The organism is Ruegeria lacuscaerulensis, from assembly GCF_013033355.1.
In the GTDB taxonomy this organism is placed as follows: domain Bacteria; phylum Pseudomonadota; class Alphaproteobacteria; order Rhodobacterales; family Rhodobacteraceae; genus Ruegeria; species Ruegeria lacuscaerulensis_A.
In genome coordinates this window covers 219,281-236,010 of record NZ_WQDY01000007.1, presented here as the reverse complement: position 1 = coordinate 236,010, position 16,730 = coordinate 219,281, and the positions used below count along the sequence as shown (strand labels likewise).

Sequence of the window (16,730 nt, the reverse complement as noted above, 5' to 3'; positions counted from 1 at the left end):
GCTCGTCAGGCTCATAACCTGAAGGTCGCAGGTTCAAATCCTGCTCCCGCAACCAGCGTCAGAAATCCCCTACACAGCCCGGTCAGACTACAATTGATCCCCCGGATCAATTGCTTAACGTCTTCACCGCGCCAGGCTCACAACCTCAAAGAAAGTGGGCCAAAGCATACTCCAAAGACCAATCTCTAGTGCCAGCCGCCTTAGGGCGGCTTTTCTCGTTCTGGGCCAACCCAATCATTGCTGCTCATTGCTGCCAGGGCACCCTCCAGTTCGATCTACACGCCATAGAAACGGCGACACTAGCGCGCTGACCCTGTCCGCCTTTCTTGTAGATTGATGCGAATGTGGCGCGGTATTAAGTAAGTTACTTCTGGCTGAGCAGAGTTGAGTACGATTCGGCCTCATTGCATCTCCCCTTATGCTCATTGATCCTTGTCAAGATTTGAGCGGGCAAGAAGTGGTACACTCAATGATAACTCAGGGGGGGATTCATGGAAGAGTTAATTGAAATCGGTAGATCCTTCGTCCAGGCCATACGTGAGCGCAGGGGCCTTGGAAGTGTTGATGAAATGTATGCCGAAAACGCACAGTCGATAGAGGCAGTCGTGCCTCCGGCTCGACAATTCCGCGTTTCAAAGGGGCGAGAAGCCATCAAGGGAAAAAGAGAGGATTGGTTGGCCTCGCACGAAATCCAGGAACTCGACGTGGATGGTCCCTACGTCCACCCACCCAACCGCTTTGGAGTGCGTTTCAGGGCTGAAGTGATTCAGAAGTCTACGGGTGAGCGCATTTCGCTGCGCGAGATCGCTTTGTATTCGGTGGCGGACGGCAAGATTGTGCTGGAAGAGTTCTTCATGCTGCCGAAGTAAGTAGAGCGACTGACAACATCTTCTATTTGTTGGTTTAATCAGTGCGCACGGCGCTTGGGCGAAGTGAAATTCCGGACGGAGGTCGGGAATGCGACACAGAACAGTGGCATATTATGTAGGAGTTGATGCTGACGACGCGTCGATTTTGGAATGCGCTAAAACTGCCCGCATCCAGAACGGCCACTTGATTTGTGTATTGATTGCGGCTTTACCCAACCTGCCTTACCTAAAGTATGGATCAAACAGGTTCGTTGAGGCGGGTCTCCCTTCAAACTGGTTGGATGTTCTAGACTTAAAAAATGCCGCCTTGAAGTCCCGCGCCACCGAAGTTGAAGCGCTTCTGGCCGCGCAGGGTGTATCGGCAAGTGTAAACGCCTTTATTGGATCTGGAACTGACTTACAGCATCTTGTGGCAGGCCAAGCCAAATGCTGTGATATCGCCTTTCTTGACGCTGAGTTGCGAAAAGATCCCGATTTGTTTCATAAGGTCGCGTACGGAGTATTGTTCCATTCACCGGTCGCCCTAATGATCAATGGAGACCCGTTTGCCCAACGTGAACGCATTTTTTTAGCATGGAATGATAGCCTGCCTGCGTCCAGGGCTGCGCATTTAGCTTTACCCTTTTTTCTGGCGGCCAAGGAAGTTGTGGTTGGGTGTTTCGATTTGCGGTCGTCTGATGACGTAGAAGGCGAACAGCCCGGAACCGACGTTGCTGGATGGCTCCGTCATCACGGTTGCAAAGTGACCGTGTCGCAGTTTCCGTGTGGTGGGGACTCGATCGAACGCTGCATTCAGGATAGCGCAACAGAATTGGGAGCCGACCTCGTTGTTATGGGCGCGTATGGGCATTCCCATCTGTGCGAGTCAGTCTTTGGGGGAACGACGCAAGCAATGTTGGAGCAGACAGGGTTGCCAGTGCTATTAGGACACTAATGAAGCGAACCGGCGACTGTGATTTTCTGGTAAATACGAGAGTAGCCAGCTGTTGTTAGGATATCGTTTGAGATTAATGCTGATTGGCCCGGCCGTTTCCACCAAGAAAATCTACCACAGTAGACGTTAATTCGTCCCAATCAGTAAACTCCCGTGCACCATCTCGTGGATCGATTTTTCGACCCAGCAAGACAACGTGCTTTAGGATCTCCCTCTCGAAATATCCGTAGCTTTCGGGCCTCACTGCGCCTGCGACCAACGCTGTTGCATCTGGTTCAAAACCTGTTCGCATTAGCATTTCGTTGAGATAGTCTTGCGCTTCTTCTCGACCTGACGCGAAAGCAGCTTTTAGACCGACGGAAAGCACGAGAGACTTTCGTTCCATTAGGGCATTTCTATTTGAAGCGACAAAAGCCTCGAATGACTCGGGATGCCTACGCTCGTGGACAGGGGCCAGAAGAACAACCTTGACCACATCGTCAAGTGATATGTGGCTGGACATTTCATCGGTATTGATAAGCTTTGCGTTGAATCCGGCATTCTTCGCGACACTGCTGATGAAGCGCGCAATCTTTGCTGTCTGGCCTTCGACTGTAGCGAAGGCGATGAGTACGATCATTCCGATCCTCCCATAAATCGGTCTGAATAGATTGCTGATTATGAATAAGTGGTTTGGTTTGCCCTTGATCTCCATCAAAGGCGTTACTTGGGAGCGTATCGCGAGAGTTGTGGTTCGCTTTTGCTGTCCACGCAAAGCATGTTTTTAAGGAAGATCGCAACGACCTACATCTCGAAGCAAGTCGGCTTTTCTGGGCTGACAATTTTTGAAGCTGGCTATGGCCCGATGGTTTGTTTTGCTACCTTAAGGAAAAGGCCAAAACAGCGACGAGGATTACAAAACTGATGCACCACACCGTGACCTTCACTTGTTGGCTTGCGGGCAGATTTCTGAGCAGTCTAGTCATAGTCAAACCTTTCAGACAAAATCCGGTGTGACGCGGTGCCCCGAGCGATCAGATGATCTTCGACGGCGTCCATCATGGCCGGGGGGCCGCAGAGAACAAAAAGCCAGCTCTCAAATTGTTCAGATGACAAATTGCGGTCCAACAGGGGACCGTCGATCAAACCAGTTTCGCCGCGCCAATCCTTGGGCGGTTCGGATAGAACAAATACTGTTTCTTCTTTGGACAACTCCCGAGGATAAACAATCTGCTCCTCCACCCGGTTGCCATAGATAAGCTTGAGATCGCGTTGTGTTCCGCTCAACCTTACTTGACGCGTAATGCTCAACATCGGCGCGATACCCACACCTCCTGCGATCAGAACAATGCCTTTCTCAGGACGGTGGCTAATCGGCAAGTTTCCGTGTGGGGCATCCAGATAGACCGAGGTTTGCGGAGCGATCTGTCCGAGACCGCATGTGAAATCCCCAAGTTCCTTTATCACAAAGGACACTTCGGGGCCTTCGGCTGGTGCCGAACTAATCGAGAATGGGTTCTCGTGCAGCGAGAAAGCACTGTGGCCGACATTTAGCCAAGCAAACTGCCCTGCTTCGAAAGTTAGTCCGGTGTGACCATCGGGCTTGAGCCGCAACTCCCATTGCTTTGGTGTTAGTCGACATAGAGAAGCAACGCGCCACGGCCTTTTCCTCTGACGCAAAGGGCAAACGAGATAGACATACAGTAAAGTCCCTACTGCAATAGTGGTCAGGGCAAGCCAGAGAAACGTCATTAGCGGATGTCCGCCGTAGCGCCCGGCATAGACTGTGTGGTGCAACAGCAGGCAGGCAATCACCAAGGCTCCCAGCCCGTGCAATAGGCGCCATGTCTCGTACTTGTAATCAAGGGATTTACGGGCAATTGCCGAGGCAACCAGAATGAACAGTAAAAAATATGCGCCGATGCCCGATACTAGCGTAGAAAAGTCGGTCGAAATCGTAAGTTGGTTTGTTTCATCCCACGGGCGGCGTCCGCCAGATGGCGTACCCTGGTACAGCAGCGGGTGCATTAGCGCAAAGCCAAGCGCTGTACGCGCCATCATCTGATGCACCCGCATAGTCACATCCATACCCAGACCGGAAGAGATGAATCTGAACCGCCCAGACAGCAAGAACTCAACTAGTATTATTGAAAAAGCAAGCATTCCAAGCCCGGACGCGAGCTCTTGATGAAATGATCGCGGTTGCCAACCCAGAGACCAAGAAAAACCCAAGGGGGCCAAGATCAGCAAAACGTAGATCAGCGCCAGATAAGGCCATTTCATACGGCTTTGCTCCAAATTTCTAAAGGTAGGCAACCCGGGCTCATTCAGAATAGACGCTAAGCTGACATGGGACTCCGATCAAGACTGCTGAGATTGGTCTGAATTGTAGCATGACAGGGCAAGAGTGTTTGCCGACGGTTCCCATTTCTGTTCGTCCGGTCGGTACGTGCGATCTGGCTGAAGCTGAGGCTGCATGCTTGCGCAAGATCAAGGCTATTGACCGCGTTTCCTGTCATAATGTTGCGCGCGCGAAATCCGACCAAAGGAGGAGGCTCAAAAAATGCTAGAAGACAAAAAGTCCCCGCAACTTTTCACTGGAACGCATCCGCTCTCCGACAATTTTCGACGTGAAATGGAAACCCTGATGTCGCGGTTTTTTGGGGGAGGATCACCTTTCCTACCTATGGAAACGGCTGCGCAACGCACGGGTTTTCCGTCTCTTGATATGACAGGCGCGATTTCTCCGGCAATCGATGTCCAAGAGACGGATTCTGCGATAGTCCTTACGGCTGAATTGCCGGGGCTCGAGGAGGATGATGTAGAAATTGAAATCAAGGATCGCAGGCTAATCCTGCGCGGTCAGAAGAAGATTGCGCATGACGAAACGGGCGATCTGCGTGTCAGCGAAAGAAGCTATGGCAGCTTTTCCAGAGCCATGTTGCTGCCAGATACTGTGGAAGTCGACAAGGTTTCAGCAACATTCGACAAGGGCGTTTTGCGTATTCAAATGCCGAAGACTGAACCTCAGGATCCAAGCCGTAAGATCAAGGTATCGTCGAAATAGACAGACTGTTGGCGCGATACGGTGCTTGCAAATGCCAAAGCAGAGGGCCGATCATGGATCGGCCTTCTTCGAACTGCGGTCTGATAGTTGTTTTTGGTTGAATCCGGGCAGGCATCGCAGGTGCTTGTTTAAATCTGCTTTTTTGTACATTCGCGTCAAACCATGGGTTTGGTGTTGCGGCGTGATAGAATGCCCTCACGCGTTTGGATAGGGGGCCACAATGCGCAAACCAGAAGTGAGCGACATGACACCCTCAGTGAATGGTGGTGAAGGTGAGGTGCGGGCCTTTCTGGAGAGCCTTACAGGTCCATCGCGCGGAAACGTGAACTGGCTTGTCGACAATGCCCTGACTGTCTCTGTTGGTGATGGCAGGGTGTTAAGCATTCGACCCAAAGATGACCTGCCTCCCCATGACAACGATATTGCCACACTACAGTGGGCTGACGACAGTTACACAATAGCCGCATCGGTTGGGCGCAATGTATGGGTAAACGGGCAAAAAGCCTCTGCGGCGTCTCTTAGGCATGGTGACATGATCGAGTTCGGCGAAAAGGGCCCCATGTCTCGATACAGGTTGTGCGATCACTCATTTCCCGCACACCACACTGTCGAAGATATCCTCAGCGACGCATATGCTTACACCCGAACGAGCCGTCGACCCTTCGCCAAAAAGATGTCTGGTGCCTTGCGCGATAGTGGGCGGCGGCTTGCCTCTCAAACCACGATACTGTTCAGGATCACGGTTCTTGCAACGCTTCTTGTGATCGCGGGGTTTGGGTACCTGCTTTACCAAAACGACCGGCGCTTGGCGGATAGTATCGAACAGGAGTCCCGCAAGATCGAAGCGGTCGCGGTTATGCTTGCCCAGACGCGAGAAGATGCACTTACGCCTGATGACTTGTTTTCGTTGCGTGACGCTTTTGAGAACCAGGTTCTGTCGACCGAGCGGCGTCTTGGAACCTTGGAGCAACGCGCGGGGGCACCCACGCGAGTGATGGCTGCCTCCACTCGATCTGTCGCTTTCCTTCAGGGAGCTTATGGATTGCGCCACGTGGAAAGTGGGAAGATATTACGGCACGTTTTGGGACCGAACGGAGAAAACCTGAAAACCCCGTTTGGTCAGCCTTGGATCGAACCGGACGGGACCGGCGAACCCGCAGAGTTTCAGTTCACCGGAACGGGGTTTTTGATCGCTGGGGTTCCGTTGATGGCGACCAACCGCCATGTCGCTTTGCCCTGGACCTCGGGGAACCGAGAAAAAGCGCTGAGCGACGCTGGTCTTGAGCCAGAGATGTTAAGGCTGCTGGCCTATTTGCCTGATCAGACGGAACCAATAGAGGCGCGGCTGCTCCGGTTCAGCGAAGCGGCAGACTTGGCGATTTTGGAAGTTGAGCCAAGCCGCGTTCAGGAACTTGGAATTCCGTTGGCGGATACCAAGTCGCGCGTAGGTGAAGAGCTTTATCTGTTGGGATACCCAACGGGTTTGAAAGCATTGATCGCGCAGGCTGGCCCGGGCTTTTTAGAGGGATTGGAGGCAGACGGTACGTTGAACTTTTGGTCGATAGCGTCCCGGCTTTCCACACAAAGCAAGATTCATCCGCTAGCAAGCCGGGGGATCGTTGCGCGGACAAGTGAGAGCGCCATCGTTTATGACGCTGAGACCACGACCGGTGGGAGCGGAGGACCAGTATTGAATCGGCGGGGCGAGGTCGTTGCCATCAATGCTGCGATCCTGCCCGAGTTCGGTGGTTCAAACATCGGCGTCCCGGTCTCACATCTCAGAGTTCTGCTGGGAGAGGTGGAAAGCCAGTAATCATTCGCTCGTTCGGAAGCGTGAGTTTTGTACGAAGAACACAGTAGCGAGTGGAACGATCACTGAGATCATGGCCACGCAGATCAGCAGGTATCCAAGTTGACTGTAGTCTGCGGTCGACGTGACCGCACCGGTTTCTGGATTTGTGACAGCGCGAGTCACAACGAATGTTTGGTTGAGGTATTTGGTGCTGAGGCTGCTGGCCGACAATGCCATGTTGGTAAACGATGCCATCACCGCAAAGAAGGTCGCTTTCAACTGAACAGGGGCATTGCGTGCAATCCAAGCCAACATCGGGACCATGGCAATCTGCCCAAGCGGCGATTCAACAGCTGTATCAAGAATGGCAATGAACCTTGCATCGACAACTCCGCCGGTACGCGCTGCCGTCCATTCATGCACGCCGTAATATAAGGCGAGGTTGGGCATGGCGAGAACGCCCGCGGCGATCGTTAACAATACCACCACATGCGCAATAGAGCGATTGGCCATAAATGGCCGGAGAACGATTAACCCCAACAACGCCAGCAGCGAAGTTAATAGTGCCAGGATTGCCAGGAACTGTTCATCGAACCCAAGTTCATCGATTTCAAACCAAGTCAGGCCTGGCCCCGGCAGAGGAACGGCACGGAATACAAAAATGATTGTCGCTGTCCCGATCAAGGCCATGGCTTGGGCCGGTTCCAGCTCTTTCAGCAGACGCGACATGAGGTACAGGATCACCGTTAGAGAAACCGCAAAGACTGTTTCTTGCGCAAACTCGAAATCGGCGGTTCCCAACACGATGCTAAGCACAACGAATGCCAGGCCGCCCAGTAATATGGACCATTTGACTTCGGTGACTTCATCCGGTTTGTGAGACGAGTGGCCGCGCTTGATAAGTTGACGCTGGAAAAAGCTGTGAAGAACCACTCCACTGACGGACAACACCGGGATGGCCAGAGCTATCAGGTACACTTGGCCATAAAGCGCAAGACGTTCCGATTTTTCCAGATCTTCAGTTCCAGAGAAAATCCAGATGTTCACAGCCGCAACCGCCGCAAACCCGGAAATGATCGAAACTCTGCCCAAGGTTTGCATTGTCGTGTGCTGTGCACGGGTTTCTTCAGGCGTAAACGGAAGGCCGTGCTGGTTAACCCTGGGGACCGCTTCGACCGTCATGGCGTCCGCAACAACGTCTTGAATGGCATAGCCTGAAGGCGCCAGCAGCAGGGCTAGGACATACCAGTCTTCCAGTGGCATGAAATTGGACAACACGGCAGGCGCGGTCACGAGACCGTACATTGTGAGCAAAGACAACGTGATCAGGGATGCGCCAAACAGGATCAGCAGGGACTTCCAGCGCCAAAACAGGTCCACGACATGACCAAGCGGCATTTTGAGTATCCACGGGATACCAGCCCAAAACGCGAGTCCTGCAACGAAAGAGGCGGATAAATCGAGATAGTCTTTTAGGAAAAAAGCGCCGACGACCGAGGTCAGGCCGGACACGCCGGCCGCGAAATAGACCATCAATGGCGGCAAATAGGACCATCGCAGCTGCTGAATCAGATCTACAAATGTTCTATGCCACCAGCCTGAGAGTTTTGATCCTATGGAAGTTTGGTCAGTCGTCATATGCCGTGGTAGCTCTTGGAAGCCTTTGGGTCGTTGTATTTAGTTAGAGAAATCCAGATCCGAAAAGCAATGCACTGGTGATCACCCCAAGGATCGGTACCACAAAAGGAACGCGGAAGTGCTTGGTGGCCTCATCCGGGTGCATCTTCAGCAGGATCAGCGAAATGTTGACGAGCACAAAGACGCCCAGAACGATCTGGGATGTGCGCTCTGCCAAAGTACCAATCGGTATAGTTTGGGTCAGCAGAACGATGATCAGCACGACCAGCAAAGTAGCAACTACTGGTGTCTGCGTTGCTTTCGGGACAATCGCCAGAACCTTCGGCAGATGGTCACGGTCAGCTAGTCCGTAGATCACCCGTGAGGCCATAATCATCTGGATCAGTACTCCATTGACCGTCGCTACAATCGCGACCGCGGAAAAGCCCTGTTTAATCATCTCAGGGGCGTTTGAAAACACAAGCGCGAGGGGTGCTGCGGACGTCGAAAGAACATCAATCGGAACAACAAGTAGGACCGTCATTGAAGTTCCCAGATACAACACGGTTGCCAGAACGAGCGTTAGCAAAATCGCTTTTGGGATGGTGTGCACTGGGTCTTTCACCTCTTCCGCGACATTGGCCATGTCCTCGAAGCCAACAAATGCAAAGAAGGCGAGAAGTGATGCCGCGAAAATGCCTCTCCACGCGTCGAGTTCCAGCGGCGGAAGCATCGAACTGATCTCGTATCCCTGCGGATCCTGGATCGACATGCCCCAGCCAATCACAAAGAGAAGACCTGCGATCTCGATGATCGTGATGACAGCCGCAACAAAGACCGACTCAGTGATCCCCCAAAGCGCGATTAGACCCATGATCAAAACGACGCTGATGGTCAAAACAGGGATCGCAAAACCGGTCAAAGCATGAAGGTATGATGCTGCGCCAATTGCAACGGCAGAGGCGGAGATAACGCCCGAGGCTGCCACCGCAAGCCCAACGAAAACCGCCATCCATCTTTTCTGAAATCCCGCTTCAACATAGGCCGCTTCACCTGCGCTCACAGGAAATCGAGTTGCGAGTTCTGCATAGGAAAGCGCGGTGAGTGATACGACGAGGGCGGCTACAACAAACGACAACGCCGCAAACGGTCCGGCAATGTCTGCTGTTGCACCGACCAAAACGTAAATGCCCGCTCCGACCGTTACCCCAAGGCCATAAAGCGTGAGCAATGGGGTAGTAAGGGCTCGTCTGAGTTTCTGTTCATTTGGATCAACAGAGTTCATAAGTGATTTCCGCCAACTGCCCATTCCGAACGTCGTCAGTAGCGTCCTTCTCTTTTTGTCTCGATTGGCGCAGCGGCTTAGTCCTATGGTCCAAGCCACACCGAATGCCTTATGTCTCAACGTCTGGGCGCATTGGGCGCCAATCAACTAACTGGGGGGCTCGCCATCACTCCTGCCGAGCCCCCGTGGGTGGAACCTCCACTCCTTCAAAATTCCGTTCACCTTTGTGTTTACTTGGGGACAGGAGGGTGAACGTAGAGTATGTTGAAACATTCGAATTTCACTATGTAAATCGTATTGGTGCTTTGATCTATGTCAATCAACTCGCGGCTTCGGGTCTGCGAGGCTGAACGCAAACCAACTATCGTTTGTCGTCGGACTTAAAGGCAAAGCAAACATGTTAGGTGGTGTGAGATTTAGGGTGGAAGGCAATTCGTGATGCTCTGGAACCTGTTACCAGCCCTGGGTGGCATCGGCCTATTCCTTATCGGCATGCTGTTGATGACGGACGGTTTGAAGGCTTTGGCAGGGGCGCAACTGCGAGATATTTTGGGCCGATTCACATCGACACCTTTTACCGGGGCGGTAACGGGCGCGGTCACGACAGCTGCAATCCAGTCTTCCAGTGCGACCACCGTTGCGGCCGTTGGATTTGTCGCGTCTGGTCTGCTCACGTTTCCCCAAGCGCTTGGGATCATCTTTGGGGCCAATATCGGAACGACGATGACAGGTTGGCTTGTCGCGCTTTTGGGGTTCAAGCTGGATTTGGGGCAAGTGATGTTGCCCGTTGTTTTTGTTGGGGCTTTGCTGGCGCTTTCGGGAAGGAAAGCGGTTGCCGGCTTTGGGCTGGCGTTGGCCGGATTCAGCTTGATTTTCATTGGGATCGAGCAACTCAAATCCGGGCTTGACGCCTTTCGCGGCGTAGTTACCCCTGCCGATTTTCCACCTGATACGCTGCTGGGCAGGCTGAAGCTTGTATTGATCGGTGTCGTTATCACCATGGTGACGCAGTCTTCGAGTGCTGGTGTTGCAACGGCATTGGCTGCGTTGAGCGCCGGCGCCGTGAACTTCCCCCAAGCGGCGGCTCTGGTCATTGGAATGGACGTAGGGACAACTTTCACCGCTGTTCTGGCCACCTTGGGTGGGGGCACGATGGCGCGCCGCACCGGTTTTGCTCATGTGATCTACAACGTGATGACAGGGGCAATGGCATTTTTCCTGCTGGGGCCGTTTACTGCGGTCTTTGTAAGCGGGTCGGGGGCTGGAAACTCTCTCACTGCGCTTGTCGCGTTCCATAGTTTCTTCAACGCCATAGGTGTGGCGCTGATCTTGCCGTTCGCGAAACCTTTCGCCAGATTTGTCGAGGCGCTCGTACCCGACAAAGGGGCTGACTTAACGAGACCTCTGGATCCTCTCGTCCTCGGGATGCCGGAAATAGCGGTGGATGCAGCAAAAGCCGCAGTCGAACAAATTGTAAGGGCCGAAGTGGCGCACCTTCGGTCATGTATCGGGGCATCTCAGCCAAGCGGACCCGACTATGGGCGGGACAGCATTGAGACTGCTGTATCGGAAGCGCGCTCGTACCTAGACAAGATTGAACTGCCCAGCAGGTCCGACGCAGAGATATCCAGCATCAAGGGTATGTACCATGTCCTCGACCATCTTGACCGGCTGCTTTACCGGTGTAGCCAAGATGATCGGATAAGCGAGTTACCAAAAGACCGGCGTTTGAAACGGCTTGCTTCGGTGTTGATTACAGCGACTGACGGCTATTTAGAGATCGACAATCCAGTGCAGTGTGAAAGCACGCTGAACCGTCTTCGCCGTTTTATGCGGCGACAGAGGAAACTTCGCAGAGACTTGCTCATCTCCGACGCTGCGACTGACAGTCTGCCGGATGAAGTGGTCTGGGCTCGCTTGGATGCCCTCAGATGGTTGCATCGTGTGTCTTATCACCTCTGGCGAATTCGCTGGCACATGAACGCATTGGAAGGAGTGCCGTCTGGGCGCAAGGGTGGTGAGGTCACTGACAGCGTGGCGTAGTTGGAGGCTGGCCTTGATTAGATTCGGCACTTGCTCAAGCGCTATTCGACCTAAACGCCAATCTTCGTGCTGAAGGGTGCAACATGAGCGAGGTCAAAGAAGTTTCTTAAGGATGCGCATTAATAAGATTTGCATCCGGGGCAGCTAATTGGAGGAGCGTATGCAGATTGTTCGCGGGATTTTACTGGCACTGTTCGTCACGGGGCCCGTACTGGCGCAGGAGGTCAGCGTCGATGAGGGGCGAGATTTGTATCGGACGTATTGCTGGCAATGTCACGGTTTCGAAGCAACCGGAGACGGGCCAATGGCGGAAATGCTTGCTATTCGAACACCTGACCTCACCAAATTGGCAGGCGAAAACGACGGTGTGTTTCCGATAGATCGTATAGCTGAACAGATTGACGGCCGTTCGCAATTGCTCGCCCATGGGGGCGAAATGCCAATCTTTGGTGCGGTGTTTGAGACAGACCAACAAATCGCGGTGGCTTTGCCTAGTGGGCAACGAATGATGGTAGGCCTGCCGTTGGCGAATTTGCTCGCCTTTTTGGAATCGATTCAGGCTGAATAGCCACGGGTCAATCTGCTAATCTGTATCAGCCGTGCGTCTGATTGACATGAGAGTCAGTGGCGGCCCCAACACTTCGAAGGCCACAGTGCTGGCAATAGTAAAGGCCATGATGGACGCGGCCCAATTCGGAAATTGCTCTCCGGCAACGAGGGCCATTCCTACCGCGACACCAGCCTGTGGCAACAAAGCGGGGCCGTACCAGCGGGTCTGATGGCGAGGCAGGCCGCCCAGTCTCGCTCCGCAATACCCTCCGACAAGACGGGCCACGGCGCGCAAGATCAGGAAAAGTGCACCAGCCCAACCCATCAAGCCGAAGGCTTCGATATCCAACGTGGCACCCGCCAACAGGAAGAACAGGATCATGAATGGCCACTGAATGTGCTCGATCTCATGAAAAGCACGGTCATGATGGCGGGCAAGATTCCCGATAGCTGCGCCCGCAACCATGCCTGCTAACAAGAATGAAACCTCCAGCCAAAGCGCGAGGCCCGCTGTCAGAAAGACTATACCCACTGCTTCTGCCTGCATCGGCTCTCCCGGTTTCAAGCGGCCGGTCAGGTAAGCGGATGGCACGCCTAGTGCGGCACCCAACAAAATAGCCCCTCCGAAATCCCACATCGCTGTGGTCGTGACTGTGGCCCAACCATCCGAATGACCGGACAGAACTAAGGCGATGCTGAAAACGATCAGACCCCAAGCGTCATCAATTGCGACGACGCCCTTTAATGTCTCGGTGAAGCTGTTGGACACTCCAGATTGATTGATCACGTCTGTCATGGCGGCCGGAGCTGTAGCCGTAGCAATTGCCGCCAGCACCAACGCCAACCCGAAGGGCACGCCAATGGCGGTCAGTCCAGCAGACACAATAGCAAGGGTTGCAACCACGATTGAAATAGAAATCGTAAGGATGGCTCGACCATGCCGAACCAGGTTCTCGCGGGTCAAAGAACCTCCAAGAAGAAACGCGACCATCGTCAAGGCCACAATGGAAATCTCGTCGAACCACATTGCAACTTCTAGTGGGATCAAACCAATTCCGGCGTTCCCTGCGATCAGACCGAGGAAAAGTAAGGTTGTAACACGAGGAAGATGCGTGGCCCGGCCAAGTTGGTCAGCCGCCAATCCGGCAACGAAGAGGATGCCAAGGGTAATCAAAAAGCCGGCAGTGTGCATAGAAAACCAAGCGTTAAGTTCTTGTCTAGACTACTCTAACTCCAACACTGCCTGCTAGGAACCGGTGTCGGAGAGAATGCAAATTCCATTCGCAGCCTAAGCTGAAGATCCTAAAAATAGGGATATTGATCTGTATTAAGGCGAAAGCGCGCAGCAGGTGGCACAATAGCTCATTCAGGAAACGAGGAGGAATTTTCGATGCCGACAAAGAAATCTAGCACAAATAGCCCGACCTCACTTGTGGATGTTTTCAAGCAAATGCAGCCGCCCATGTCTGGCAATCCGGCTTTCGGCGCCCAGATCGAACAATTTTGGGACGCGCAAGAAAAATTGCTCGAAGAAACAGAGGCCTTTGCGCAGCATTGGTTCGAACGGCGTCACGAGGCGGTTCGGACGGCTCTACAAGCTGCACGCAAAGTGTCTTCTGCGAACCCGTCCGATCCAACGAAAGCCCTTCAGAGTATGACGGAATGGCAGCGCCATTCGGCTGAGCGGTTGGTTGCTGACGCGCAGGAATGGTTCGAAACCGTGTCCCGTTGTGCATCTTATGTCACTGAAACCGAAGTTGCAGCTGTTGAGAAAACAGTTGGTGATGTTGCAGCCGCTACAAAGAGCGCCGGGAAATCTTCAAAGTCCGAACCTGTTTAGGGTTCGTGCTGCCGAAAAACCAAACTGAAATCATCGGAGCAGTAGATAGGAGGTCAAATGTACAAGAACATCCTGATCCCGGTTGCTCTTGACCAAGAACACGATACACAAGCGTCGTTCGAAGCCGCGCGCCAATTGGCTGATGCGGAAGCTGTATTCACCGTGATACACGTCCAAGAACCAATTCCGGCGTATGTGGGGTCTCAGATTCCCAGCGAGGTACTTGCCAATACGCGGCATGAAATCCTAGAAAACCTGCATCAGACTGCTTCTGAAATTCCGGGTGCGAAGGCTCGGCTTATCTCTGGGCACGCGGGCAGGGCTATTGTCGACTTCGCAAATGAGAACGAGTCGGATTGCATCGTCTTGGCTTCGCACAAGCCTGGTTTTGAGGACATATTTTTAGGTTCCACCGCGAACAGAGTCGTGCATCACGCCAGGTGCTCGGTTCATGTAATTCGTTGAGCCAGTGTTAGCGGTGTGGCTTCCTTTTTGAGCGGCCCGTGAGCCAAATCAGATCGAGAGAATTGACCGCTGAGCCAAAGAGCCCTTGGACTGCAGCTGGCCTGCGGTTTCGAATTTATTAGAATGCTGGATTACTTTATTGTGCAGAGCAGTTGCTGGTCGGTCGCTTGGAGGCTTTCGACACTTGAGTTGCCTCGGAGCCTCAGTTTGTGTTTCGAGACGTAGTCTACTTTCCTTTTCTTCGAGGGACGGTTGTTCGATGAAGGCCAAATCCTGCTCCCGCAACCAATAATCTCAGATAGATAGCAAAGCTCTAGCGCCGCCTTCGGGCAGTGTTTCTATTTGTGCCATCACAACTGGAAGCACCGTGAATGCAAACAGGAGCGAACTCAGACTGAGGCGAACGCCGCAACAAACTCGTTGTTGCCATTGATTTTTGACGGTGCCTTGTTGGCCGGACATGATCCCCAAACGCTCCTATCGCCTTTCCCTGTCTGACACGCTATTCTGCGGTGCAGAATGGCTGTTGGAGGCTTGATCTATGGGTGATCGTATAATCTGTGTGGCGCAGCAAAAGGGCGGGGCGGGGAAGACGACGCTTGTCTCGAACTTGGCAATCGCCTTCCTGCAAGAAGGGAAAAGCGTCGCGCTTGTGGATACCGATCCGCAGGGAAGTCTTGGAAAATGGCTGGACGTGCGCGAAGAAACGTTTGGCGAGAACGTAGACCTTCGGTTTTCGACGGCGACCGCATATGGAATTTCACGGGCAATTCGTGGCGTCGGCGGGGATGCTGATATCGTGCTTGTCGATACGCCGCCCAAAGCCGACAGTGACGTGCGGTGGGTCCTGCGCGAGTCTGACCTTGTGTTGGTGCCGGTCTCGGCCAGTCAGGCAGATGTTTGGGCAACTCATGATATTCTGGATCTGGCTGACCGTATCGGGAAGCCGACGCAAATCGTTTTGAACCGAACCCGGGCCGGCACTCGCGTCGGCGAAGATGTTGCGAAATCCCTTAGCGAGATTGGCGCGGCGCAGTTTCAATCCTCATTGGCCAACAGGGTGATATATGCAGAAGCTTTAGGTCAAGGGCTGGGTGTGCTTGAGGCGAAGCGCGCCAGTTCCGCTGCAGAAGAGGTGCGCGCGCTTGCGGATGAGGTCGCGGGGCTTTTGAATGGCTGACCCCTGAAAGCCGCTCACTTGGAATTTTGCGGTCTTGGATCGTCTGTGGCAGAGAGCGTGAATGAACGAAAAATCACCCAATCTGTTTTCGACGGTTTCAAGTGACTTTATCGCCGACTGGCTGTCGGCGTTGGAGCCACTTTGCACGGTTTCACATTTTGGGTCGTTATTGGAACGGTCCGAACTGCCGTTGGCGGGCGATACGCGTCAGGACCGGGTAACACTGGATCAGATTGTCGACCTGTATCAGCTGGCGGCTGTTGAAACCGGAGACGAGATGATGGGTCTTTGGTCGCGGCCGATTAGACCCAGAGCTTTGCAGCACTTGCTGACGTCTGTTCGCGAAGCGACGTCATTGTCATCGGCGCTCTATCGGTTCTCAACCTTCTGGAACCTGTTACTGGACGACTTTCAGTTCAAATTGACCGAGGCCGATCAAGCCGTCGAACTGGCGCTTATGCCTGTGCACGAGGTCGAGGCCCAGCGGTTTGGTCATATGTTGATCCTAAAGCTGGCCCACGGCCTAATGTCCTGGCTGGCCCGAGGCGAAGTGCCTGTCAAAGCCGTGGGGTTTTCGTTCGACCGTCCGGTCTTTGACGAGGATTATTCGGTTATCTTTCCTGCGCCGGTATATTTCGCTCAGCCGGCCTCCTTCATTTCTTTTGACGCAAGTGTATTGGGTCCGATTCATGCCCGCCAGACGAGCGACCTAGACCTGTTTCTGGAAAACGCGCCAAGAGATTGGATATTCACGCGATCAAGTGAACACACCCAGTCTCTGCGGGTGCGCAGTTTCCTAACCAAAACGGGGTGGGATCACGCGAACCTGTCGGCGGCTGCGAAAGCAATGAATATGACACCGCGTACCTTGATGCGCCGATTGGAATCAGACGGCACATCCTTTCAGGCGATCAAAGACGCACTGCGCCGGGACATTGCCATTGGGCACCTTCAGGCAGGGCGCAAAAGCGTTGAGGCGATCGCTCAGGATCTTGGATTTTCGTCGTCGGCCAGCTTTCACAAAGCGTTCCAAAGATGGACAGGGGCTGCTCCGAGTGCCTACAGGCGGTCGCCGATTGGATCTCGATGATTTTGTCACTTTTGGACAAT

At 53.5% G+C, this 16,730-nt stretch carries 15 protein-coding genes; 10 read left to right on the top strand and 5 right to left on the bottom strand.

The features are described 5' to 3' along the window. Positions 1 to 491: 491 nt before the first annotated feature. Positions 492 to 869 carry a nuclear transport factor 2 family protein gene (locus GOW48_RS14220; RefSeq protein WP_170754766.1) on the top strand — a complete coding sequence of 126 codons (378 nt, stop codon included), beginning with the start codon at positions 492 to 494 and terminating at the stop codon, positions 867 to 869. An 88-nt stretch (positions 870 to 957) separates the two neighbouring features. Next, positions 958 to 1,803, top strand: coding sequence for a universal stress protein (locus tag GOW48_RS14215; RefSeq protein WP_170754764.1), 846 nt, complete (start codon positions 958 to 960; stop codon positions 1,801 to 1,803). Between the two features lie 73 nt (positions 1,804 to 1,876). Here GOW48_RS14215 and GOW48_RS14210 read toward each other — a convergent pair whose 3' ends face one another. Together GOW48_RS14210 and GOW48_RS14205 are read right to left on the bottom strand one after the other, a co-directional pair. Further along, entirely contained in the window at positions 1,877 to 2,422 is a 546-nt protein-coding gene (locus GOW48_RS14210) for a flavodoxin domain-containing protein (RefSeq protein WP_170754762.1), read from the bottom strand. A gap of 338 nt (positions 2,423 to 2,760) precedes the next feature. Continuing rightward, complete coding sequence (locus GOW48_RS14205; protein ID WP_170756524.1) at positions 2,761 to 4,032, bottom strand: ferredoxin reductase family protein; 1,272 nt, start codon at positions 4,030 to 4,032, stop codon at positions 2,761 to 2,763. Positions 4,033 to 4,345: 313 nt separating this feature from the next. On the opposite strand from GOW48_RS14205, the gene GOW48_RS14200 reads away from it, so the two are divergent. Both GOW48_RS14200 and GOW48_RS14195 read left to right on the top strand, forming a co-directional pair. After that, the gene (locus GOW48_RS14200) at positions 4,346 to 4,849 is read left to right on the top strand and encodes an Hsp20/alpha crystallin family protein (protein WP_170754758.1); all 504 of its coding nucleotides are present in this window, start codon (positions 4,346 to 4,348) and stop codon (positions 4,847 to 4,849) included. A gap of 220 nt (positions 4,850 to 5,069) precedes the next feature. Then, the gene (locus tag GOW48_RS14195) at positions 5,070 to 6,662 is read left to right on the top strand and encodes a trypsin-like peptidase domain-containing protein (protein WP_170754756.1); all 1,593 of its coding nucleotides are present in this window, start codon (positions 5,070 to 5,072) and stop codon (positions 6,660 to 6,662) included. Here GOW48_RS14195 and GOW48_RS14190 read toward each other — a convergent pair whose 3' ends face one another. Both GOW48_RS14190 and GOW48_RS14185 read right to left on the bottom strand, forming a co-directional pair. Then, positions 6,663 to 8,279 carry an MFS transporter gene (locus GOW48_RS14190; protein ID WP_170754754.1) on the bottom strand — a complete coding sequence of 539 codons (1,617 nt, stop codon included), beginning with the start codon at positions 8,277 to 8,279 and terminating at the stop codon, positions 6,663 to 6,665. A 43-nt stretch (positions 8,280 to 8,322) separates the two neighbouring features. Then, a complete protein-coding gene (locus GOW48_RS14185) occupies positions 8,323 to 9,543 on the bottom strand; it encodes an APC family permease (RefSeq protein WP_170754752.1) in 1,221 nt (406 codons plus the stop codon). A gap of 438 nt (positions 9,544 to 9,981) precedes the next feature. Here GOW48_RS14185 and GOW48_RS14180 point away from each other — a divergent pair, with 438 nt between their 5' ends. Further along, positions 9,982 to 11,586: a Na/Pi cotransporter family protein gene (locus GOW48_RS14180; protein WP_170754775.1), complete on the top strand. Its 1,605-nt coding sequence runs from the start codon at positions 9,982 to 9,984 to the stop codon at positions 11,584 to 11,586. A gap of 160 nt (positions 11,587 to 11,746) precedes the next feature. After that, the gene (locus GOW48_RS14175) at positions 11,747 to 12,154 is read left to right on the top strand and encodes a c-type cytochrome (protein ID WP_170754750.1); all 408 of its coding nucleotides are present in this window, start codon (positions 11,747 to 11,749) and stop codon (positions 12,152 to 12,154) included. 15 nt (positions 12,155 to 12,169) lie between these two features. Here the strand turns inward: GOW48_RS14175 and GOW48_RS14170 are convergent, their stop codons facing one another. Continuing rightward, positions 12,170 to 13,327, bottom strand: coding sequence for a cation:proton antiporter (locus GOW48_RS14170; RefSeq protein WP_170754748.1), 1,158 nt, complete (start codon positions 13,325 to 13,327; stop codon positions 12,170 to 12,172). 198 nt (positions 13,328 to 13,525) lie between these two features. Here GOW48_RS14170 and GOW48_RS14165 point away from each other — a divergent pair, with 198 nt between their 5' ends. The 4 genes from GOW48_RS14165 (at position 13,526) to GOW48_RS14150 (ending at position 16,710) form a co-directional block, all read left to right on the top strand. Next, on the top strand, positions 13,526 to 13,975 hold the full coding sequence (locus GOW48_RS14165) for a phasin family protein (RefSeq protein WP_170355497.1): 450 nt from the start codon (positions 13,526 to 13,528) through the stop codon (positions 13,973 to 13,975). A 57-nt stretch (positions 13,976 to 14,032) separates the two neighbouring features. After that, a complete protein-coding gene (locus GOW48_RS14160) occupies positions 14,033 to 14,440 on the top strand; it encodes a universal stress protein (RefSeq protein WP_170754746.1) in 408 nt (135 codons plus the stop codon). Between the two features lie 541 nt (positions 14,441 to 14,981). Next, positions 14,982 to 15,620: a ParA family partition ATPase gene (gene parA, locus GOW48_RS14155; protein WP_170754744.1), complete on the top strand. Its 639-nt coding sequence runs from the start codon at positions 14,982 to 14,984 to the stop codon at positions 15,618 to 15,620. 61 nt (positions 15,621 to 15,681) lie between these two features. Continuing rightward, entirely contained in the window at positions 15,682 to 16,710 is a 1,029-nt protein-coding gene (locus GOW48_RS14150; protein ID WP_170754742.1) for an AraC family transcriptional regulator, read from the top strand. Positions 16,711 to 16,730 lie beyond the last annotated feature (20 nt).

Coding starts and splice junctions, on each gene's coding strand:
- GOW48_RS14180 (WP_170754775.1), top strand. CDS start 9,982: ATGCTCTGGAACCTGTTACCAGCCCTGGGTGGCATCGGCCTATTCCTT.
- GOW48_RS14220 (WP_170754766.1), top strand. CDS start 492: ATGGAAGAGTTAATTGAAATCGGTAGATCCTTCGTCCAGGCCATACGT.
- GOW48_RS14170 (WP_170754748.1), bottom strand. CDS start 13,327: ATGCACACTGCCGGCTTTTTGATTACCCTTGGCATCCTCTTCGTTGCC.
- GOW48_RS14160 (WP_170754746.1), top strand. CDS start 14,033: ATGTACAAGAACATCCTGATCCCGGTTGCTCTTGACCAAGAACACGAT.
- GOW48_RS14215 (WP_170754764.1), top strand. CDS start 958: ATGCGACACAGAACAGTGGCATATTATGTAGGAGTTGATGCTGACGAC.
- GOW48_RS14150 (WP_170754742.1), top strand. CDS start 15,682: ATGAACGAAAAATCACCCAATCTGTTTTCGACGGTTTCAAGTGACTTT.
- GOW48_RS14195 (WP_170754756.1), top strand. CDS start 5,070: ATGCGCAAACCAGAAGTGAGCGACATGACACCCTCAGTGAATGGTGGT.
- GOW48_RS14165 (WP_170355497.1), top strand. CDS start 13,526: ATGCCGACAAAGAAATCTAGCACAAATAGCCCGACCTCACTTGTGGAT.
- GOW48_RS14210 (WP_170754762.1), bottom strand. CDS start 2,422: ATGATCGTACTCATCGCCTTCGCTACAGTCGAAGGCCAGACAGCAAAG.
- GOW48_RS14185 (WP_170754752.1), bottom strand. CDS start 9,543: ATGAACTCTGTTGATCCAAATGAACAGAAACTCAGACGAGCCCTTACT.
- GOW48_RS14190 (WP_170754754.1), bottom strand. CDS start 8,279: ATGACGACTGACCAAACTTCCATAGGATCAAAACTCTCAGGCTGGTGG.
- GOW48_RS14175 (WP_170754750.1), top strand. CDS start 11,747: ATGCAGATTGTTCGCGGGATTTTACTGGCACTGTTCGTCACGGGGCCC.
- GOW48_RS14200 (WP_170754758.1), top strand. CDS start 4,346: ATGCTAGAAGACAAAAAGTCCCCGCAACTTTTCACTGGAACGCATCCG.
- parA (WP_170754744.1), top strand. CDS start 14,982: ATGGGTGATCGTATAATCTGTGTGGCGCAGCAAAAGGGCGGGGCGGGG.